Below are 19,188 nucleotides of genomic sequence, written 5' to 3'. Positions count from 1 at the left end.
CCGATGAACACCTGCGCCGGCCCGGTCATCCGGTACCAGGACGTGCCGGACTCGCCGTGGCGCAACGGGAGGGGACGCACCCGGGAGATCCGCCGGGGCGACGGGTGGCGGCTGAGCATCGCCACCATCGCCGCGGCCGGCGAATTCTCCCGGTTCCCCGAGATCGACCGGATTTTCGTGGTCGCCCGAGGTGAGCTCGAGCTGACCGTGGGCGGGGTCACCGACCGGCTCACCGCCGGCCAGGTGAGGTCCTTTGCCGGTGAGGTCCCGGTGACGGCCGCGCCGCTGGCCGGCCCGGTCGTCGCGGTGAACGTGATGACCGACCGCGGCCGGGGCCGCGCCGACGTGAGCGTCGACCGGATCTGCGGTGCCGTCCCGCCGGCCGCGGCGATGGTGGTGCTGACCGGGTCGGTCATCGTGCCCGACGGCGCCCGCCTGGGCCCGCTGGACACGCTGGCGCCGGTGGCCGCCGGGAGCGCCCGCGCCGAGGCTGCGCTGGTCGTCCTGATCACCGGGGTCGACACCGATCAGCGCGGCGCCCGGCGGTGACGCGCGTGCGGCCCGGAAGGCCAGTAGCGTGCGATCGTGCCCACTCTTGAGGATTACCGCCACCTGTCGACGGGCAAGGTCCGTGACTTGTACGAGGTCGACGACGAGCTGCTGCTGATGGTCGCCTCCGACCGGATCAGCGCCTACGACTACGTGCTGCCCACGCCCATCCCGGACAAGGGCCGGGTGCTCACGGCGATGAGCGTGTTCTGGTTCGAGCTGCTGGGCGACGTCGTGCCCAACCATGTGGTTTCCTACGACGACCCGCGCATTCCCGACGAGGTCCGCGGCCGCGCGCTGCTGGTCCGCAAGCTGCAGATGCTGCCGGTGGAGTGCGTGGCCCGCGGCTACCTGACCGGGTCCGGGCTGACCGACTACCAGCGCACCGGCGAGGTCTGCGGGATCGCGCTGCCGCCGGGCCTGACCGAGGCCTCGATGCTGCCCGAGCCGATCTTCACCCCGGCCAGCAAGGCCGAGCAGGGCGAGCACGACGAGAACGTCTCGTTCGACGAGGTGGCCAGGACCATCGGCGCCCCGCTGGCCGAGAAGCTGCGCGAGCTGAGCATCACCCTGTACGAGCGGGCCGCCGCGCACGCGCTGACCCGCAGCATGCTCGTCGCCGACACCAAGCTGGAGTTCGGCCTGCTGGGCGACACGATCGTGCTCGGCGACGAGCTGGTCACTCCCGACTCGTCCCGGTTCTGGCCCAGCTTCGGCTACCGGGTCGGCCAGGTGCAGCCCTCGTTCGACAAGCAGTACGTGCGGGACTGGCTGACCTCGCCCGAGTCCGGCTGGGACCGTCACTCCGGCGAGCAGCCGCCACCGTTGCCGGACAACGTCGTCGGCGCCACCCGGTCCCGCTACATCGAGGCCTACCAGCTGATCTCGGGCCGCCCGTTCAGCAGCTGGATCCACTGACCCCGCTGATCGCCGGTCGCGGGCGCTGGTCGCGGCCGGTCAGTGCCCGGCGCCGGCGACCTGCAGGCCAACCACGCCGGCGATGATCAGCACGATCGAGCCAATGGTCAGCGCGTTGACCGGGTCCTTGAAGGCGATCATGCCGACCACGGCGGTGACGACGGCGCCGATGCCGACCCAGACGGCGTAGGCCGGGCCGACCGGCAGCGTCTTGAGGGCGACCATCAGCCCGGCCATCGAGGCCACCAGCAGCACGACGAACGCCACCGACGGCCAGAGCTTGGACAGCCCGTCGGACGCCTTGAGCGACAGCGCCCAGCCGGCTTCCAGCAGCCCGGACACGATCAGGATCACCCATGCCATGGGGTGAGTGTGCCAACCCGCTCGGTCGTCGCCGGTACGCCACACCCGCGCGGCCCGGCATGATCAGCTCCATGTTCGAGGGCTTCGCGGAGTTGGACGTCCGGGTCAACGGGGTGCGGTTGCGCGGCCGGGTCGGCGGGGACCCGGCCCGGCCGCCGCTGTTGCTGGTGCACGGCTTCCCCGAGTCGCACCTGATCTGGCACCGGATGGCGCCCTCGCTGGCCCGCGACTTCTTCGTCGTCGCGCCCGACCTACGGGGCTACGGCGATTCGGAGCGGCCGCCGGCCACCGCCGACCACGCGTCCTACAGCAAGCGAGAGATGGCCCGCGACTGCGTGGCCCTGCTGGAGCATCTCGGCCACGACCGGTTCGCGGTGGTCGGGCACGACCGCGGCGCCCGGGTGACCGCCCGGCTGGCCGCCGACCACCCGGACCGGGTCACCCGGGCGATGCTGCTGGACATCGCGCCCACCCTGGACATGTACGAGGGCACGACCCGCGAGTTCGCCACCGCCTACTGGCACTGGTTCTTCCTGATCCGGCCGGCGCCGCTGCCGGAGGAGCTGATCGGGGCGCAGCCGCGGCTGTTCGTGGAGCAGCTGATGGGTAGCGGATCGGCCGGCCTGGACCCGTTCCCGCCGGAGGTGCTCGACCGGTACGTCGACGCGATGACCGGGCCGGACCGGGCCTTCGGCATGTGCGAGGACTACCGCGCGGCCGCCACCATCGACCTGGCGCACGACCGGGCCGACCGCGCGGCCGGCCGGCGGATCGCCGTGCCGCTGCGGGTGCTCTGGGGTGCGCGAGGCATCGTGCACCGGCTGTTCGACCCGCTGGCGTTGTGGCGCGGCGTCGCCGACGACGTCACCGGCCGATCGGTCGATTGCGGTCACTACCTGCCCGAGGAGCTGCCCGACGAGATCGAGCTGGAGATCCGCACCTTCCTGGGCTGAGCTCGGCCGGCGCAGTCCGCCGCCCGCACCGTCCCTGTCCCCCGATCGGACGAGGACGGTTCATCCCCGCGGTCGGCCGGCCGACGGACTGTTCGAACGACCGCGACGGACGAGAGTCGTTGATAGCGGCGAGCGGCGCCGCAGGCCCTCAGCGGAGGGCGTCGACGGAGGTTCTCACAGATGACGAAGACGATGAAGGGCCGTGGCGTCGCCGGCCGTGCGGTGGCCGGTGGCCTGGTGGTCGCCGGTGTTGCGATGGCCACGCTGCTCGGCGCGAACCCGGCCAGCGCCGACACCGGCGCGGACCCGCAGAGCTTCTCGATGGTCCAGGTCACCAACTACACGCCCTACACCTGGAACCTGACCTCGGTCTCCGAGCCCGGCACCCAGGCGCCGGCGCCCAAGACCATCGGGCCCGGGCAGACCGGCGTCTGGGACGCGGACACCGGCGTGAACATGGCCGACTGGAAATACACCTATGACGTGACCGGGCAGTCGGCCGGCATCACCTACAAGAACAAGCAGCAGACCGTCGACATCGTGGAGAACAACGGCTACGACTCGATCTACCTGCAGGACTCCGCCTATCACGCGCAGCGGCCCACCTCCACGCTCTCGCACGAGACCCAGGACCAGGACGGGTACCAGTACCACTGGGACGTGTTCTGGAACACCCCGGTGACCGTGGCGATCGACAACCAGACCGACTCGGCCGCCGCGACCTCGGCGGTGAACAGCCAGTTCCCGCGGGCCGTCGACGGCAGCACCAAGTGGACCACCAACACCGGCTCCGAGGCCTGGAACTGGAGCGCCCCCACCCGGGCCACCGGCATGCTTTACAACAACTCGTCGGCGCCGGCCAAGCTGCTCGCGGGCCAGGAGACCTCGGTCGGCCAGAGCGCCAACTTCGGTCTGGAGATCACCGGTTCGGTCGGCATGAAGGTGTTCGGCGCGTCGGCCAAGCTGGCCGCCTCGGTGGACCTGGACAAGGACTGGGGCACCGAGGATTCCACCGAGGTGACCGCCGACATGGAGGTCGAGCCGGGTCAGGTCGGCTGGATCGACAAGAAGGAGTCCACCGGATCCCTGACCGGTGAGCTGCAGTTCACCACCCCGGAAGGCGTCACCTTCGACATCAAGAACGTCACGCTGGCCCAGGGTGACCTGGTCAACCCGAACTCCTCGACCTCACCGATCCGGGTCGGCGAGCTGGAGATGCCGCACTCCTGCCCGATCAGCGACGCCAGCTGCGACGGCGACAAGTAAGCAGCCCCTCGGCCGGCATCATCCCGCGCCGGCCCAGCACCATCCCGATCCGCCACCGCCGCCGACCACGCCCCGGGCGAGAGTTGGCCCCCCATAGGAGATCACCATGAACATCCGCACCATTGCCCGCATGGGCACCGCGATTCTCGCCGCCGGCGTCATCGGTACCTTCGCCGTCGGGATGGCCCAGGCGGACAGCACCGCCGTCGATCCGAACGCCGGGGTCGTCGCCGGCAGCGGGCATCTGGTCGTCATCGACGCCACCACCAACAAGGACGCCGCGGTCAACCTGCTCACCCACTACAAGGACGCCCCCGACCACACCTTCATCCCGAACGGCCAGCCGACCTTTGGCACGTCCGACTGGCAGCCGGCCACCTTCGCCGACGGCAAGACCGGCATCCCCGGCGTCGCCGGCTCGGCCACCGACAAGATCAGTCTGGAGCTGAGCGTCAAGCACACCGAGTCCTCGAGCGTGAAGATCGGTGGCTCGGTGGAGACCTCGTTCGGGTACGACCTGGCCGGCGTGGTCGACACCGAGCTGTCCTTCAAGTTCAGCGGCGGCCACACCTGGGACTCCTCGACCTCCGACACCGCCCAGATCTGGGCCACCGCCATGCCGAACAAGGCGGTCTGGATCGAGGCCTCGACCAGCACGGCCACGTTCACCGGCGACTTCCGGTTCAGCTACGGCGGCAACGAGTACCTGGTGAAGAACGTGACCATCACCCAGCCGGCCGCCCCGACCGTCGGTGGCCAGGCGGTCACCAACTACCGGGTGATGGAGGCCGACATGAACGCGGTCAACGTGCCCACCAACCTGCGCGGCGGCCTGTTCAACGTTAACGACGCGCCCCAGCTCAAGAACTACATCGCCGGCGGGCACTGACCACCCCCTGGTTCGAAAGGGCCCGGCCGTCTGGCCGGGCCCTTTCCGGCTGCCCGGCCGACCCTTTCCGATACGGCTGGCGTGCGGTCAGCGGGTCACGGATCTGGTCCGGTCGGCCGTGCCGACCTTGTCCGGGTTGCGCACCAGGTAGATCGCGGTGACCCGGCCGTCGACGGCGTTCCAGGTCAACACGGTGTCCAGCACCCCATCCAGGTAGGCCCGCACGCCCGGCCGTCCGTTCACCGTGACCAGGTCGTACTGCGCGTCGCCGACGCCCCGATCGCGGATGCCGAGCAGGAACCGGCCGACCTTGTCCGCCGTGGCGATCGGGCGGCGGGCGGCGTTGACCTTGCCGCCGCCGTCGGTGATCAGCACCACGTCGGGGGCGAGCACGTCGAGCAGATCCTGCAGGTTGCCGGTGGTCGCGGCCTGCAGGAACCGCGCCGTCACCTGCTGGGCGGCCGCGTTCTGCGACGTCGACGAATCCAGATCGGGGCGGCGGGACTGCACCCCGGACCGGGCCCGGTGCGCGATCTGCCGGACCGCGACCGGCGACTTGCCGATCGCCGCCGCGATCTCGTCGTGCCCGAACGCGAACACCTCGCGCAGCACGAAGACCGCCCGCTCGTCCGGGGTCAGGGAATCGAGCACGACCATCATCGCCATCGACACCGACTCGGCCAGCACCGCGTCCTCGGCGACGTCGGGCACGGTCACCAGCGGCTCGGGCAGCCAGGGACCGACGTACTCCTCCCGTCGCCGGGCGTTCCCCCGGTTGCGGTTGAGGGCCTGCCGGGTGGCGATCCGGGCCAGGTAGGCCCGCGGATGCCGGATCTCGGTCGCGCCGGCCACCGCCTCCTGCCAGCGCAGGTAGCTCTCCTGGACGACGTCCTCGGCGTCGGCCACCGAGCCGGTGATCTCGTAGGCGATCGTGAACAGCAGGTCTCGGTGCCGGACGAAATCGTCAAGTCCGCCGTGAGTCGGGTCGGCGGGGGCCGGGTCGGCGGGCTCACCGGCGGTCATCGGCCCGGCACCCGGCAGCTCTCCGAGAAACCCTGCGAGGACAGGCCCAACGACGAATTGAAGCGGGACCGCAGGTTCTCCACCGCCACCAGCATGGTCAGCTCGACCAGCCCGTCCTCGCCCAGGTCGGTGCGCAGGTCCTGGGCCATCTCGTCCGTCACCGCCGGCGGGGTGGCCGTGGCCGCCTCGGCGAACTCCATCACCCGGCGCTCGACCGGGGTGAACGCGTCGCTGGTCCGCCAGGTCGGCACCTGCTCCAGTTTCTGCGGGTCCATGCCCTGAGCGTGGGCGAGGAAGTAGCCGAAGTCCATGCACCACTCGCATTCGATGCGCAGCGCGACGGTCATCTCGGCGAGCTTGCCCAGGTGGCCGGGCAGGGTGCGCAACCGGGACACCCCGGCCTCCAGCGCCAGGTCGGCGCGCAGTACCCGCGGGTTGTGCCACATCGCCCGCAACGGGTCGGCGGCGCCGCCGAACCGGCGGGCGACCAGGCGGTCCACCAGCCGGGCGAAGCGGCCGGTCGGCGGGTCGAGAGGGACCCGGGCGCGGGGGGAGTGGGTCAGGGTCGGGATGGTCCGGGAGGCCGGAATGGTGGCAGTCATGCCCATGGGACACCGACCGGGCTCGCGGTGTGACAGCCGGTGTGACAGCCCGCCGATGTGGATCGCCACCGGCAGCCCGTGGCGCTGCGCGGCTTCCCACCGGCCGGCACCGTCCGCGCGGATCAACTCGCACCGGATGGGACGGGTGGGACGGTTGAGCGCGAGTTGAGCCGCGCCGGGGTAGTTGATCCGCGCGAGGTCAGATGGTCACCAGGCCCTTGCGGGGGGCGAGCAGGAAGGCGCACAGGTACAGCGCGGCGACCAGGATGAGCAGGTTCCGGTAGCCGGTGAGCAGGGCCAGGTATTCCATGCAGCCGCCCAGCATGGCGCCGAGCAGGTTCAGCCCGAACGCCGACCGGGAGTCCTCGGAGGCGCCGAAGCGCTTGGAGAAGGCCACGTTGGCCAGGTAGATGGGGATGAAGGCCAGCAGGGTGGCCACCACCAGCCGCGGCCAGAACGGCAGGGTGAGCAGCCAGTCGGGTTCGATGAAGTAGGACACCGCCAACGAGACGGCGATGCCGGCGAACACCAGCGGCAACGGCGGCGTGCGGAACCGGCGGGTGGTCTCCACCGCCGCCAGCACGATCACCAGCACACCGGCGAACACCAACGCGTTGACCAGCCAGGTGGTGCCGAACAGCAGCGCGAACGTGGCGATGTTCTTGGTCTCCAGCAGCAGGAACGCCGCGCCCATGAAGAACAGGTCGGCGTAGGGCCGCATCGACCGGAACGGTCCGCCCAGCGCCCGCACCGCGATCAGCGAGATGAGCAGGATGCCGGCCAGCGTCCACAGGTAGATCGCCGGGATCGAGCCGCCCTGGAAGTACAGGAACGGCCGGTCGTCGGTGACCGGCGCGATCACCGCGCCGGCGGCCTGCCACGGCGTGCCGCACGACTGGTTCTGCTCGTTCAGGGCGGCGCTGACCACCGCCTGCCCGCCGCCGACCTTGTCCACGCACGGGGTGTGGTCGAACGCGGCGGCGGCGGTCCCGGCCAGCCGGTCGATCAGCCAGTCCTCGCGGTAGTAGTTGTACATCGCGAACAGGCCGTCGTCGGTGAGGTGTTCGCGAGCCGCGGTCAGCGCCTGCTCGGTGAACAGGAAGCTCTCCAGCCGGATCTGCGAGGCCCCGGTGACCAGCGCCAACGAGTCCGGCAGGGCGAACAGGATCAGGTCGTACTTGGTGTCGGTGGTCTCCAGGAACGCCCGCCCGTCGTTGACGTAGCGGGTGACCCGGGGGTCGTCGTAGGGGTGGTCGGGGTTCTTCTCCGCGCCGATCTGCATGATCCGCGGGTCGATGTCGACGGCGTCCACGTGCTGCGCGCCCTTGGACAGGGCGATCGCCACGTCCGAGCCGGACCCGGCCCCGATGATGAGCACGTTGCCCAGCGGGTTCTCCGGCGAGCGCTCGTACGGCAGCCCGTACTGCGGCTCCTCGGCCAGCCGGACCTGGGCCGGCCGCATGATCTGGTGCGGCACCCCGTTCACCGAGATGTCGGTGATCGGCGCGTCGGCCAACACCCGGTCCTCGGTGTGGATCTTGTAGTAGGGCGACCAGGAGATGCCCGGAGACAGCGTCTCGACCAGCAGGAACGCGACCATGGCCAGCCCGCTGGCGGCCGTGAGCCAGCGCTTCCAGCCGCCGATGAGCAGGACGAACCCGATGGTGACCAGGACGCCCCAGACCACCGACGGCGCCCGCAGGAACGACAGCGCGGTGAACGAGAGGATGCCGATCAGCGAGCCGACCAGGTCCCAGCGGTAGGCGGTGAGCGGTCGCAGGTCGGCGAAGCAGCGGCCGACCGCCTCGGCCGGCCCGGCCAGGCACGCGGCCACCAGCACGAAGATGACCGGCAGCACGGCCCAGGCGGGCGGGCCGGAGGTGTGCAGCGAGGTGAAGTAGATGACGTCGTTGCCGGCCCGGTCGATGGTGACCGGTTCCAGGAAAGTCAGGATGACCAGCGCGGCCAGGATGACCGGTGCGGCCGGCAGGATCGACCACCGTTTGCGGGCGATCAGGAAGCCCAGGCCGATGCCCAGGAACGAGCCGAGCAGCACGAAGTTGGAGAAGTAGCTCAGGTGCACCACGTTGGCGCCGAGCCAGCGGATCAGCGCCAGCTCCAGGAACAGCATCAGCGCCGATCCGAGAACCAGCCGCCGGACCACGGCGTAATCGGGACGTTCCGGATCCGTCTCGGTGCGGCGGCGCAGCCGCCACCGGTTCGTCGGGCTGACCGTACCGGTCGTCGAACCGGTGTTGTCCTGGGCGGCGTCCGTCATCCGAGATCCTCCACCGGCCCTGCGACGGGTCGGCTTAGTTCAGGGGGCGGGTGTTCCTTACAGGTCGTGCGGTTCCCCGTCGTCGATGTCCACCCATTGGGTGACCTCCGGGGCCAGGCGATCGATGAGGCTGTAGACCATGCCCGTGCTGGACAGGCCCTTCTCGTGGATCGGCACGGCGACGGCCGGCGCGACCTCGTGCAGGTAGTCGATGGCCTCCTTGACGGCCATCCACGGCGCGGACACCGGCAACGCCAGGATGTCGATGTCCCGGCCCGGCAGGGTGAACGAATCGCCGGGGTGGAACAGCCGGTCGCCGATCAGGTAGCAGGCGTTGGTGATGCCGGGCAGCTCGCCGTAGATGATCGCGTGGTCGGACACCGTGGCCTCGACGCTGGTGCCCAGGTCCAGCACGTCACCGGTGCGCACCGGCTCGGCCTCGATGTCGTGCTCGGCCAGCACTGCGACGGTGTCCGGGTCGGCGTAGAGCGGGACCGCCGGATTGGCCGCCAGCACCGCCTTGAGCCGGTCGGGCACAACGTGGTCCGGGTGCTGGTGGGTGATCAGCACCCCGGTCAGGCCGGTGATCTGTTCGAACGGACCCGAGAAGGATCCGGGGTCGATCAGGATGCTGGCCGCCTCGTCGACGACGTGCAGGCACGCGTGGCCGTACTTGGTGATCCGCATAATCCGGTCAGGTTACGTCGCGCCCGCCCGGAGCACGCGCGCGGGCGCGCCCGCGCCCTGGCTGCCCCGAACCCCGCCGCCCCGAACCCCGCCGCCCCGAACCCGCGCCGAACCCGCGCCGACTTGCCACAGACGCACCGCTCGCCCGCACTCAGCGGTGCGTTTGAGGCAAGTCGCTGGGGTTCGGGGGCGGGGCCCGAGCGGGGGAGGCGGGCCTACTGCAGCAGCAACCAGGCGGCGAAGAAGCCCAGCGAGTTGGTCGCCCAGTGCAACAGCATGGTGGTCTTGATGCCCTTGCCGACCCGGGCCATCACGCACATCAGCACCCCGGCGGCGGTCATCGACAGCACCGCGGCGGTGGTGGTGATCCAGGGGTTGGTGCCCAGGGTCTGTCCGACCGCGGCGTTGGCGTTGCCGATGCCCATCGACGGCAGGATGTGCCACAGGCCGAACAGGAACGAGGCGCCCAGGACCGGGACCCAGCGCCAGCGAATGGCCGGGGCGCCGCCCATCAACGCCGGCAGCACGCCGCGGAAGGCGACCTCCTCGAGAACCACGGTGCCCAACGGGATCTGCACCAGGACGATGAACAGCATCTGGCCCAGGGTCGCGTCGCCGATGCGGGTGTCCAGGAACGCGTTCTGGGTGGCCGGGATGATCATGCCCAGGGCGAAGACCAGGGCGGTGCTGCCGACCAGCAGCAGCCCGACGCCGACCGGGCGGTGCCAGTGCCGGATGCCCAGCCCGATGGCCACCGGGCCGGCCCCGCCGCGGGTGGACACGTACAGCAGCAGGCCGGCCATGGACAGGTTCCACGGCACGTACGCCCACTGCGGAATCACCCGGTTGGCGACGATGTTGCTGATGACGAGCAGGACGATGACGATGGCCAGCGCCCACCGCCGTCGGCGGCGGGCGCGATGGTGAACCGCGGGTCGGGCCGCGGCAACGGTGGCCATAGACCTATCGTGGACCTGGAAGCTGAGCCGCACCATTGATGCCCGTCACAGGTCGATGGGCAGGGCGCGGGGGAGGTGCGTGATGGGGAGCCCGGTCAAGCGGGTCCAACGCAACCCGTACGCGGATTTCCTGCGGGCGTTCTCCCTGCTCATCGTCATCCTGTGGCACTGGTGTTTCACCATCCTGGTCTGGAACGACAACGGGCCGTACGCGACGAGCCCCCTGGGTTTCACCTCGGGCCTGTGGATCGCGACCTGGCTCTTGCAGGTCATGCCGCTGTTCTTCTACATCGGCGCCTACGTGCACCTCAAGTCGTGGGAGCGGGCCGCGGCCAAGGGGGAACGGCTGTGGCACTTCGCCCTGCGGCAGGCCCGGTCGCTGGCCATCCCGTGTCTGGCCCTGATGGGCACATGGATCGTGCTGGGCATCATCGTGACCAGCGTCTGGGACATCCAGTGGGCCTGGCAGGCGATCATCATGGTGCTCTCGCCGTTGTGGTTCGTGGCCGTCTACCTGCTGCTGGTCTGCCTGATGCCGATCACCGTCTGGCTGCACCGCCGGTACGACCTGCTCGTCCTGGTGGTGATGGGCGGGATGGCGGTGGTCATCGACATCCTGCGGTTCCGGGTGGACATCCCCGGCATCGAGTGGGTCAACATGATCTTCGTCTGGGGCTTTTGCTTCCAGCTCGGCTTCTTCTACGACCGGATCTCCGGGGCCGGCAGCGCCCCGCGGTACGCCGACGGCCGGATCGACTGGGCCTACCAGACGCCGCGGTACCGGCAGCAGGCCCGGGTGATGACCTTCGCCGGGCTGTTCGCGCTGATCGGCCTGGTCGGCTCCGGCCTGTACCCGGGCTCGATGGTCGGGGTGCCCGGCGAGGACTCCAACATGGCCCCGCCGACGGTCTGCATCATCGCGCTGATGATCTTCCAGGCCGGCGTCGCCGAGCTGTTGCGGCCCGCGGTCATGCACGGGCTGGGCAAGGGCGGCGCCTTCGCCAAGGCAACGACGGTGTTCACCCGGTTCGCGCTGCCGCTGTTCCTGTTCCACACCACCGGGATGGCCCTGTCCCGGGGTGTCGAATGGTCGATCTTCGGGCCGCAGACCGAGGGTGTCGAGCCGACCCTGATGTGGTGGCTGCTGCGTCCGGTGTCGATCATCGGCCCGCTGCTGGCCACCCTGCCGGTCATCTACCTGTTCGGGCGGCGCTGGCAGACGCAGACCACCGCGCCGCCGCCGCGGATCTTCCCGATCGAGGACGACGAGGTCGGTGACGGCGGGGATGCGCCCCGCCCGGACCCGGCCCGGGCCCGCTCACGTCGCGCGCATCCCTGATCGCGCGGTTCCCCTAAGCCATCGACTGGCCCCATCCGCACCGCTGGGCGCGGCCCAGCGGTGCGAATGAGGCAAGTCGGCGGCTGATTCGGGGCGGCTGATTCGCTGCGGGTGGGCTCAGGCGGCGGGGGTCAGCTCGGCCACCCGGGCCAGCTCGGCCAGCTCGGCGACCAACCGGTCGGCCGACTCGTCGTTGCCCTCGACCGGGGTGAAGGCGCCGTCGCGGACCTGGCCGAAGACGTTGGCCAGGCCGAAGTTGGAGCTGGCCAGCGGCATGGTCAGGTAGCCGCCGAGCAGCTCGAGCTGGGCGCGGGCCCGCGCGCCGCCGCCACCGGCGCCGTAGGTCAGCACACCCAGCGGCGTGCCGGTCCACTCCGCGTGCAGGTAGTCGACGGCGTTGATCAGGGTGGCCGGCGGGAAGCCGTTGTACTCGGGGGACACGAAGATCAGCGCGTCGGCCTCGTCCACCGCGGCCGACCAGGCCTTGGTGTGCGGGTGCTCGTACTGACCGGTCCGCGGGTGGTGCGGCTCGTTGAACATCGGCAGATCGATCTGGGCCAGGTCCAGGACCTCGACCCGGTCGAAGCTGCCCTGCTCGCGGGCCCGCTCGGCCAGCCAATGGCCGATCGGCTCACCCAGGCGGCCGGGGCGGGTGGAGGCAATGACGATCTTCAGGGTGCTCATCGGATCTCCCGTATTGTTCGCGCGGCTCATATATGAGGTCTCAACTAAGGATGACGTGTCAACATTCCGTTGTCGACGTGAGCGTGCTCACCCTGTGTCCCCGCCCCGTTACCCGCGCGGATCAACTTCCCCAGCGCGGCCCAACCCGGCGACTCCTGTCCCACCCAGCACATTCGGAGTGAGTTGATCCGCGCAGCCGCGCCACCGGCCCCCTCCGGCGCCGCCGGACCGAGCGGCGGGTCAGGTCGGTGGATCGGCGCGGCGGTCCGGCCGACTAAGCTCGACGGCGGCCGAACCGGGGCAGGTTCGCGAGCCGCAACGCCGCGGCCCTGGTGTGCGGCCGTCCCGAACGCCGAACCCTTGGGGGTATGTCGTGGCTCGCGTGGCCGTCGATGTCGTCATCAAGCCGGAGATCCTCGACCCGCAGGGCAAGGCGATCCTCGCCGCGCTCGGCCGGTCCGGACACACCGGCATCACCTCCGTCCGGCAGGGCAAGCACTTCGATCTCGAGGTCGACGACTCGGTCACCGACGCCGAGCTGGAGGAGATCGCCGGCACCCTGCTGGCCAACCCGGTGATCGAGACCTGGACGGTCACCCGCCTGGCCGAGGTGGCCGGGTGAGCCCCCGGATCGGCGTCATCACCTTCCCGGGGACCCTGGACGACGTCGACGCCGCCCGTGCCGTGAGCTATTCCGGTGCCGAGCCGGTCGCGCTCTGGCATGCCGACGCCGACCTGCGCGGGGTGGACGCGGTCGTCGTGCCCGGCGGCTTCTCCTACGGCGACTACCTGCGGGCCGGCGCGATCGCCGCGCAGGCGCCCGTCATGCAGTCCGTGGTCGATGCGGCCCGCGGCGGGATGCCGGTCCTGGGCATCTGCAACGGCTTCCAGATCCTGTGCGAGGCCGGGCTGCTGCCCGGCGCGCTGATCCGCAACGCCAGCCTGCGGTTCATCTGCCGCGACCAGTGGCTGCGGGTGGAGAACACCGCGACCACCTGGACCTCCCGGTTCGACGAGGGCGCCGAGATCCTGGTGCCGATGAAGAACGCCGAGGGCTGCTTCGTCGCCGCCGACGCGGTGCTCGACGAGCTGGAGGGCGAGGGCCGGGTGCTGTTCCGCTACGTCGGCGACGGCCCGGACCAGGGCAACCCCAACGGCGCGATGCGCGACATCGCCGGGATCTGCTCGGCCGACGGCCGGATCGCCGGCCTGATGCCGCACCCCGAGCACTCCATCGACCCGCTCACCGGGCCGACCGACGACGGCCTCGGCCTGTTCTACTCGGTGCTCGATTCGATCGGGGTCTCGGCATGACGGATCAGGTGGCCCACCCGACCCAGGCGGACCTCCTGGACATCACCGATCCGGTCGGTGCCGTCGACCTGGTCGACCAGGGGCCGGAGCTGGACACCGTGGCCCGGGCCGCGGCCACCCCGGAGGTCGCGCAGCCCTACCGCGAGCTGGGACTCAAGGACGACGAGTACGCCCGGATCCGGGAGATCCTGGGCCGCCGGCCGACCGACGCCGAGCTGGCCATGTATTCGGTGATGTGGTCCGAGCACTGCTCGTACAAGTCCTCCAAGGTGCACTTGGCCTACTTCGGGCAGACCACCACCCCCGAGATGAAGGCCAAGATGCTGGCTGGCATCGGCGAGAACGCCGGCGTGGTCGACATCGGTGACGGCTGGGCGGTCACCTTCAAGATCGAGTCGCACAACCACCCGTCGTTCGTCGAGCCCTACCAGGGCGCGGCCACCGGCGTCGGCGGCATCGTCCGCGACATCCTGGCCATGGGCGCCCGGCCGGTCGCGGTGATGGACCAGCTGCGGTTCGGCCCGGCCGACGCCGCCGACTCGCAGCGGGTGGTGCCCGGCGTGGTCGCCGGGGTCTCCGGCTACGGCAACTCGCTGGGCCTGCCCAACATCGGCGGCGAGGTCATCTTCGACCCGTCCTACGCCGGCAACCCGCTGGTCAACGCGGCCTGCATCGGCGTCCTCCGGGCCTCTGACCTGCACACCGCGCACGCCTCCGGCACCGGCAACAAGGTCATCCTGTACGGCTCGCGGACCGGCCTGGACGGCATCGGCGGGGTGTCGGTGCTGGCCTCGGACACGTTCGCGGGCGACTCCGATGACGGTGGCGGGTCCGGAAGTGGGCACAGCAAGGCGCGCAAGAAGCTGCCGTCGGTGCAGGTCGGCGACCCGTTCGCGGAGAAGGTGCTGATCGAGTGCACCCTGGAGGTCTTCCACGCCGGCCTGGTGGTGGGCATCCAGGATCTCGGCGGCGCCGGCCTGTCCTGCGCGACCTCCGAGTTGGCCTCGGCCGGCGACGGCGGCATGCACATCGTGCTGGACAACGTGCCGCTGCGGGCCGAGGGCATGACCCCGGCCGAGATCCTGTCCAGCGAGTCGCAGGAACGCATGTGCGCGGTCGTCACCCCGGACAAGGTGCAGGAGTTCCTGGCCGTCTGCGCCAAGTGGGAGGTGCAGGCCGACGTCATCGGTGAGGTCACCGACGGCGACCGGCTGACCATCGAGTTCGCCGGCGAGATCGTGCTGGACGTGCCGCCCCGCTCGGTCGCCCACGACGGCCCGGTCTACCGGCGCCCGGTGCAGCGCCCGGACTGGCAGGACGCCCTGCAGGCCGACACCACCGCCGCTCTGGCCCGGCCGGAGGTCAGTGAGCTGCGTGAGCTGATCCTGCGGATGGTCGCCTCGCCGAACCTGTGCTCGCGGGCCTGGGTGACCAACCAGTACGACCGGTACGTGCGCGGCAACACCGTGCTGGCCCAGCCGGCCGACGCCGGCATCATCCGGGTGGCCGAAGACCCGACCGAGACCGAGCGCGGTCTGGCCATGGCCACCGACTGCAGCGGCCGGTACACCCTGCTCGACCCGTACGCGGGCGCGCAGCTGGCCCTGGCCGAGGCGTACCGCAACGTCGTGACGACCGGCGCGGTGCCGCTGGCCGTCACCGACTGCCTGAACTTCGGCTCGCCCGAGGACCCGGCCGTGATGTGGCAGTTCGAGCAGGCCGTGCGTGGCCTGGCCGACGGCTGCGCGCAGCTGGGCATCCCGGTGACCGGCGGCAACGTCTCGCTGTACAACCAGACCGCCGGGGTGAACATCCTGCCCACGCCGGTGGTCGGCGTGCTCGGCGTCATCGACGACGTGCGGCGGCGCACCATCCCGGGCATCGGCCAGGACACCGGCGAGACCCTGCTGCTGCTGGGCACCACCCGGGACGAGTTCGACGGCTCCGCCTGGGCCGACGTGGTGCACGGGCACCTGGGTGGCCGCCCGCCGGCGGTCGACCTGGAGGCCGAGCGGGTGCTCGGCGAGATCCTGGTCGCCGGCTCGCGCGACGGCATGATCTCGGCCGCGCACGACGTGTCCGAGGGCGGCCTGGTGCAGACGCTGGTGGAGATGTGCATCAGCGGCGAGTCGGGGGCGCGGATCGTGCTGCCCACCGACGACGTCGCCGCCGACGCCTTCCGGCTGCTGTTCTCCGAGTCGACCGCCCGAGTGGTGGTCGCCGTGCCGCGCACGGAGGAGCTCCGGTTCACCGAGATGTGCACGGTGCGCCAGCAGCCCTGGGTCAAGGTCGGCGTCGTCGACCGCGGCGACACCGGCGCGCCCGCCGAGCAGCGCCTGGACATCCAGGGCGTGGCCACCTTCACCCTGGCCGAGCTGCGCCAGGCCTGGGAGGGCACCCTGCCGGCCCTGTTCGGCTGACCGGTTCGGCCGCGCCCCGCCGCCGCCCCGCCCGCGCCCCACGCTGCCCACCCACCCGCACGTGCGCCGACTTGCCTCATACGTACCGCTGACCCGCCTTCAGCGGTTCGCCTGAGGCAAGTCGGTGGTGGTCGGCGGGGGGTCAGGCGGCGCGGCTCGGGTCAGGCGGCGCGGCTCGGATCGTCCGGCGGCAGCCAGGGCGCCCCGTGCGCGGCCGCCGGGTGGGCCAGCCAGCCGCGGCGACCGGCCTCGTCCCGGGCGATCCGCAGGAAGTCGGCCAGGGCCGGGCTCGCCGGCTCGTCCCGCCAGGCCAGCGACCACGGGTAGTACGGCTGCGCCTCCCGCGGCCAGGACAGCGCCAGCCCGTGCTCGGCGTACCGGACCGCGTAGCTGTGGAACTCCAGGAACTGGGTGGGACCGGGGGCCCGGGTGACCCGGGTCAGGCAGTGGCTGAACGCCCCCGGGGTGCCCAGCCACCGCAGCCGGACGCCGAGGTCGTGCTCGAGCGCGGTGAGGTAGTCGCCGTGCGCGTTGTAGCTGCCGGACTCGGGCGGGTCGCCGAACACGTCCAGCGGACGATCCAGCAGCGAGTCCGCCGGGCCGGCCGGGCCCGGGTGACCGACCAGCACCAAGGGCTCGAGCCGGAGCAGGCGGTGCGTCCAGCCGGCGGGATGATCCAGCACCATCCGCGGGCTGATCCGCAGGATCGCCACGTCCAGCCGGTGCTCCAGCAGCGCCTCCAGCTGAGCGGCGCTGTCCATCGCGTGCTCGCTCAGGTCGACGTCCGGACAGGCCGACGCGAAGGCGTCGGCGATCACCCGACTGGTGTCCAGCTCGAAGATGTGCGCCATCCGCAGGCTGTTCACCCGATCCGGCTGCTGCATGGACTGCGCGATGGCCAGCAGCTGACGGGCCTCGACCAGGAACCGCTCCCCGCGGGCGGTCAGCGTGACGTGGCGGGTGTCGCGGACGAGCAACCGGGTGCCCAGCCGCTCTTCCAGCTTGCGGATCTGCTTGGACAGCGCCGGCTGGCTCAAGTACAGCTTCGCGGCGGCGCGACCGAAGTGCAGCTCGTCGGCCAGCGCGACGAAATAGCGAACCGACCGCAGATCCAGGTCCATCGAGCCTTCCCGTCGAATCCGATCACGGGGGGGCGAACCGGTCGACCCACGGTAACGCCCGCACCCGGATCCCGCAGTTATCAATCCGGCTCGAACGGGACTTGGACGCCCATTTGTCGCGGGTGTTGGCTTCGGTCACCGACCTCTCCCCACGAAGGGCACCATCGTGACCGCACCCACCACCCCGGCGGTCTTCATCCACGGCCTGTGGCTGCACGCCAGCAGCTGGCAACCCTGGATGGATCTGTTCCGGGAATCCGGCTACGACCCGATCGCCCCAGGGTGGCCGGGCGAACCCGCCACCGTCGAGGCGGCCCGGGAGGACCCCGACGCGGTCGCGAACCTGGGCATCGACGATGTCACCGACCACTACGCGCAGATCATCAAGGACCTGCCGGCCGCGCCGGTGCTCATCGGGCATTCGTTCGGTGGGCTGATCACCGAGAAGCTGCTGGGTCAGGGTCTGGGCGCCGCGGGCGTGGCCATCGACCCGGCCCAGATCAAGGGCGTGCTGCCGCTGCCGCTGGCCCAGCTGCGATCCGGACTGCCGGCCCTGGGCAATCCGGCGAACCTGCACCGGGCGGTCGCGCTGACCGAGAAGGAGTTCCGGTTCGGCTTCGGCAACGCGCTCACCGAGGAGGAGTCCGACCAACTCTTCGCGGCCTACACCATCCCGTCGCCGGCCCGGCCGCTGTTCCAGGCCGCGGCGGCCAACTTCGTGCTGCACTCGCAGGCCGCGGTCGACACCGACAACGCCAGTCGTGGCCCGCTGCTGCTCATCTCCGGCACCGCCGACCACACGGTGCCCGACGTCGTCACCCGGTCCACCTTCAAGCAGTACCGGGACTCCATCGCGGTCACCCACCTCAAGAAGTTCGAGGGCCGGGGCCATTCGTTGACCATCGACCACGGCTGGAAGGACGTCGCCGACGAGGTCCTGACCTGGCTGCGCGGCTGTGGAATCTGAGCGGGATCGGACCGCGATGACCCTGACCGTGAAGTCACGCTCATGAACCTCGACCTCGACGGCCGCGTCGCCATCGTCACCGGCGCGAGCAAGGGCATCGGCCTGGCGATCACCCGGACCTTCGTCGACGAGGGGGTCCACGTCATGGCGGGCGCCCGCCGGCTCTCCGACGAGTTGGCCGGGCTGGTCGAGGCCGGCGGGGCAACCTTCGTCCCGGTCGACCTGGCCACCGCCGACGCCGCCGACCAGCTGCTGGCGGCCGCCCTGGGCCGCGGCCGCGTGGACATCCTGGTCAACAATGTCGGCGCCGTCGGCACCCGGCTCGACGGGTTCCTGGCCGTGACCGACGAGCAGTGGCTGACCTCGCTGAATCTGAACCTGATGGCCGCCGTCCGGATGACCCGGGCGGTGCTGCCCACCATGCTGGCCGCCGGCGGCGGCAGCATCGTGAACACCGGCTCGGTCAACGCCTTCCTGCCCGACCCGACCGTCATCGACTACAGCGCCGGCAAGGCCGCGCTCACCAACCTGAGCAAGGCACTGTCCAAGGAGTTCGGACCGCGGGGCGTGCGGGTCAACAGCGTGAGCCCGGGTCCGGTGGAGACCGACCTGTGGCTGGGCGATGGCGGGGTGGCCGCCACCATCGCTCAGGCCGCCGGCGGTGATCCGGCCGCCATCGCGGCGCAGGCCGCGGCCGGCAGCGTCACCGGCCGGTTCACCCGCCCGCAGGAGGTGGCCGACCTGGTTGTGTTCCTGGCCAGCGACCGGGCGGCCAACATCACCGGGGCCGACGTCACGATCGACGGCGGCCTGATCACGACGATCTGAGCCGGCCGCGAACGGCCCCCCGAGAACG

Annotated in this window: 19 protein-coding genes; 11 read left to right on the top strand and 8 right to left on the bottom strand. The window is 70.9% G+C overall.

Annotation, left to right across the window (positions count from 1 at the left end; genetic code table 11):
- Positions 1 to 3 precede the first annotated feature (3 nt).
- Entirely contained in the window at positions 4 to 549 is a 546-nt protein-coding gene (locus NAMU_RS25145) for a HutD/Ves family protein (protein WP_015750150.1), read from the top strand.
- A 36-nt stretch (positions 550 to 585) separates the two neighbouring features.
- Complete coding sequence (locus NAMU_RS25140) at positions 586 to 1,467, top strand: phosphoribosylaminoimidazolesuccinocarboxamide synthase (protein WP_015750149.1); 882 nt, start codon at positions 586 to 588, stop codon at positions 1,465 to 1,467.
- Between the two features lie 39 nt (positions 1,468 to 1,506).
- On the opposite strand, the gene NAMU_RS25135 is transcribed toward NAMU_RS25140, so the two are convergent.
- Positions 1,507 to 1,830: a DMT family transporter gene (locus NAMU_RS25135; RefSeq protein ID WP_015750148.1), complete on the bottom strand. Its 324-nt coding sequence runs from the start codon at positions 1,828 to 1,830 to the stop codon at positions 1,507 to 1,509.
- Positions 1,831 to 1,889: 59 nt separating this feature from the next.
- Between NAMU_RS25135 and NAMU_RS25130 the strand changes: the two genes are divergently transcribed.
- The 3 genes from NAMU_RS25130 to NAMU_RS25120 all read left to right on the top strand — a co-directional run bounded on the left by NAMU_RS25130 (position 1,890) and on the right by NAMU_RS25120 (position 4,938).
- Complete coding sequence (locus tag NAMU_RS25130) at positions 1,890 to 2,783, top strand: alpha/beta fold hydrolase (RefSeq protein ID WP_015750147.1); 894 nt, start codon at positions 1,890 to 1,892, stop codon at positions 2,781 to 2,783.
- Between the two features lie 180 nt (positions 2,784 to 2,963).
- Positions 2,964 to 4,049 (top strand): hypothetical protein, encoded by a 1,086-nt coding sequence (locus NAMU_RS25125; protein WP_015750146.1) that lies wholly within the window; start codon positions 2,964 to 2,966, stop codon positions 4,047 to 4,049.
- A gap of 106 nt (positions 4,050 to 4,155) precedes the next feature.
- On the top strand, positions 4,156 to 4,938 hold the full coding sequence (locus NAMU_RS25120) for a hypothetical protein (RefSeq protein ID WP_015750145.1): 783 nt from the start codon (positions 4,156 to 4,158) through the stop codon (positions 4,936 to 4,938).
- A gap of 87 nt (positions 4,939 to 5,025) precedes the next feature.
- Here NAMU_RS25120 and NAMU_RS25115 read toward each other — a convergent pair whose 3' ends face one another.
- The 5 genes from NAMU_RS25115 to NAMU_RS25095 form a co-directional block, all read right to left on the bottom strand.
- Entirely contained in the window at positions 5,026 to 5,961 is a 936-nt protein-coding gene (locus NAMU_RS25115) for an RNA polymerase sigma-70 factor (RefSeq protein WP_015750144.1), read from the bottom strand.
- On the bottom strand, positions 5,958 to 6,563 hold the full coding sequence (locus NAMU_RS25110; protein WP_052308249.1) for a carboxymuconolactone decarboxylase family protein: 606 nt from the start codon (positions 6,561 to 6,563) through the stop codon (positions 5,958 to 5,960). Before NAMU_RS25110 ends, NAMU_RS25115 begins: the two co-directional genes overlap by 4 nt.
- A 199-nt stretch (positions 6,564 to 6,762) precedes the next feature.
- Complete coding sequence (locus tag NAMU_RS25105; RefSeq protein WP_015750142.1) at positions 6,763 to 8,841, bottom strand: spermine/spermidine synthase domain-containing protein; 2,079 nt, start codon at positions 8,839 to 8,841, stop codon at positions 6,763 to 6,765.
- 57 nt (positions 8,842 to 8,898) lie between these two features.
- The gene (locus tag NAMU_RS25100) at positions 8,899 to 9,528 is read right to left on the bottom strand and encodes an MBL fold metallo-hydrolase (protein WP_015750141.1); all 630 of its coding nucleotides are present in this window, start codon (positions 9,526 to 9,528) and stop codon (positions 8,899 to 8,901) included.
- A gap of 215 nt (positions 9,529 to 9,743) precedes the next feature.
- Positions 9,744 to 10,487 (bottom strand): CPBP family intramembrane glutamic endopeptidase, encoded by a 744-nt coding sequence (locus tag NAMU_RS25095; protein ID WP_015750140.1) that lies wholly within the window; start codon positions 10,485 to 10,487, stop codon positions 9,744 to 9,746.
- A gap of 82 nt (positions 10,488 to 10,569) precedes the next feature.
- Here NAMU_RS25095 and NAMU_RS25090 point away from each other — a divergent pair, with 82 nt between their 5' ends.
- Entirely contained in the window at positions 10,570 to 11,826 is a 1,257-nt protein-coding gene (locus tag NAMU_RS25090) for an acyltransferase family protein (protein ID WP_015750139.1), read from the top strand.
- A gap of 117 nt (positions 11,827 to 11,943) precedes the next feature.
- Here the strand turns inward: NAMU_RS25090 and NAMU_RS25085 are convergent, their stop codons facing one another.
- Positions 11,944 to 12,510, bottom strand: coding sequence for an NADPH-dependent FMN reductase (locus NAMU_RS25085; RefSeq protein ID WP_015750138.1), 567 nt, complete (start codon positions 12,508 to 12,510; stop codon positions 11,944 to 11,946).
- Positions 12,511 to 12,883: 373 nt separating this feature from the next.
- Between NAMU_RS25085 and purS the strand changes: the two genes are divergently transcribed.
- The 3 genes from purS to purL are packed head-to-tail and all read left to right on the top strand — an operon-like array spanning position 12,884 to position 16,244.
- Positions 12,884 to 13,132, top strand: coding sequence for a phosphoribosylformylglycinamidine synthase subunit PurS (gene purS / locus NAMU_RS25080; RefSeq protein WP_015750137.1), 249 nt, complete (start codon positions 12,884 to 12,886; stop codon positions 13,130 to 13,132).
- Positions 13,129 to 13,824: a phosphoribosylformylglycinamidine synthase subunit PurQ gene (gene purQ, locus NAMU_RS25075; protein ID WP_015750136.1), complete on the top strand. Its 696-nt coding sequence runs from the start codon at positions 13,129 to 13,131 to the stop codon at positions 13,822 to 13,824. Before purS ends, purQ begins: the two co-directional genes overlap by 4 nt.
- Positions 13,821 to 16,244: a phosphoribosylformylglycinamidine synthase subunit PurL gene (gene purL / locus NAMU_RS25070; RefSeq protein ID WP_015750135.1), complete on the top strand. Its 2,424-nt coding sequence runs from the start codon at positions 13,821 to 13,823 to the stop codon at positions 16,242 to 16,244. Before purQ ends, purL begins: the two co-directional genes overlap by 4 nt.
- A 161-nt stretch (positions 16,245 to 16,405) precedes the next feature.
- Here purL and NAMU_RS25065 read toward each other — a convergent pair whose 3' ends face one another.
- Complete coding sequence (locus NAMU_RS25065; RefSeq protein ID WP_015750134.1) at positions 16,406 to 17,365, bottom strand: LysR family transcriptional regulator; 960 nt, start codon at positions 17,363 to 17,365, stop codon at positions 16,406 to 16,408.
- Positions 17,366 to 17,531: 166 nt separating this feature from the next.
- Between NAMU_RS25065 and NAMU_RS25060 the strand changes: the two genes are divergently transcribed.
- On the top strand, positions 17,532 to 18,332 hold the full coding sequence (locus NAMU_RS25060) for an alpha/beta hydrolase (RefSeq protein WP_015750132.1): 801 nt from the start codon (positions 17,532 to 17,534) through the stop codon (positions 18,330 to 18,332).
- A gap of 42 nt (positions 18,333 to 18,374) precedes the next feature.
- Positions 18,375 to 19,160: an oxidoreductase gene (locus tag NAMU_RS25055; protein WP_015750131.1), complete on the top strand. Its 786-nt coding sequence runs from the start codon at positions 18,375 to 18,377 to the stop codon at positions 19,158 to 19,160.
- The last annotated feature ends 28 nt before the right edge of the window (positions 19,161 to 19,188 follow it).

The organism is Nakamurella multipartita DSM 44233 (genome assembly GCF_000024365.1).
Lineage (GTDB): Bacteria > Actinomycetota > Actinomycetes > Mycobacteriales > Nakamurellaceae > Nakamurella > Nakamurella multipartita.
The sequence above is the reverse complement of the archived record's forward strand: the minus strand, read 5'-3'. Positions and strand labels throughout refer to the sequence as shown.

Coding starts and splice junctions, on each gene's coding strand:
- purL (WP_015750135.1), top strand. CDS start 13,821: ATGACGGATCAGGTGGCCCACCCGACCCAGGCGGACCTCCTGGACATC.
- NAMU_RS25095 (WP_015750140.1), bottom strand. CDS start 10,487: ATGGCCACCGTTGCCGCGGCCCGACCCGCGGTTCACCATCGCGCCCGC.
- NAMU_RS25130 (WP_015750147.1), top strand. CDS start 1,890: ATGATCAGCTCCATGTTCGAGGGCTTCGCGGAGTTGGACGTCCGGGTC.
- NAMU_RS25055 (WP_015750131.1), top strand. CDS start 18,375: ATGAACCTCGACCTCGACGGCCGCGTCGCCATCGTCACCGGCGCGAGC.
- NAMU_RS25105 (WP_015750142.1), bottom strand. CDS start 8,841: ATGACGGACGCCGCCCAGGACAACACCGGTTCGACGACCGGTACGGTC.
- NAMU_RS25090 (WP_015750139.1), top strand. CDS start 10,570: ATGGGGAGCCCGGTCAAGCGGGTCCAACGCAACCCGTACGCGGATTTC.
- NAMU_RS25065 (WP_015750134.1), bottom strand. CDS start 17,365: ATGGACCTGGATCTGCGGTCGGTTCGCTATTTCGTCGCGCTGGCCGAC.
- NAMU_RS25115 (WP_015750144.1), bottom strand. CDS start 5,961: ATGACCGCCGGTGAGCCCGCCGACCCGGCCCCCGCCGACCCGACTCAC.
- NAMU_RS25125 (WP_015750146.1), top strand. CDS start 2,964: ATGACGAAGACGATGAAGGGCCGTGGCGTCGCCGGCCGTGCGGTGGCC.
- NAMU_RS25100 (WP_015750141.1), bottom strand. CDS start 9,528: ATGCGGATCACCAAGTACGGCCACGCGTGCCTGCACGTCGTCGACGAG.
- NAMU_RS25120 (WP_015750145.1), top strand. CDS start 4,156: ATGAACATCCGCACCATTGCCCGCATGGGCACCGCGATTCTCGCCGCC.
- NAMU_RS25135 (WP_015750148.1), bottom strand. CDS start 1,830: ATGGCATGGGTGATCCTGATCGTGTCCGGGCTGCTGGAAGCCGGCTGG.
- NAMU_RS25085 (WP_015750138.1), bottom strand. CDS start 12,510: ATGAGCACCCTGAAGATCGTCATTGCCTCCACCCGCCCCGGCCGCCTG.
- NAMU_RS25110 (WP_052308249.1), bottom strand. CDS start 6,563: ATGACTGCCACCATTCCGGCCTCCCGGACCATCCCGACCCTGACCCAC.
- NAMU_RS25145 (WP_015750150.1), top strand. CDS start 4: ATGAACACCTGCGCCGGCCCGGTCATCCGGTACCAGGACGTGCCGGAC.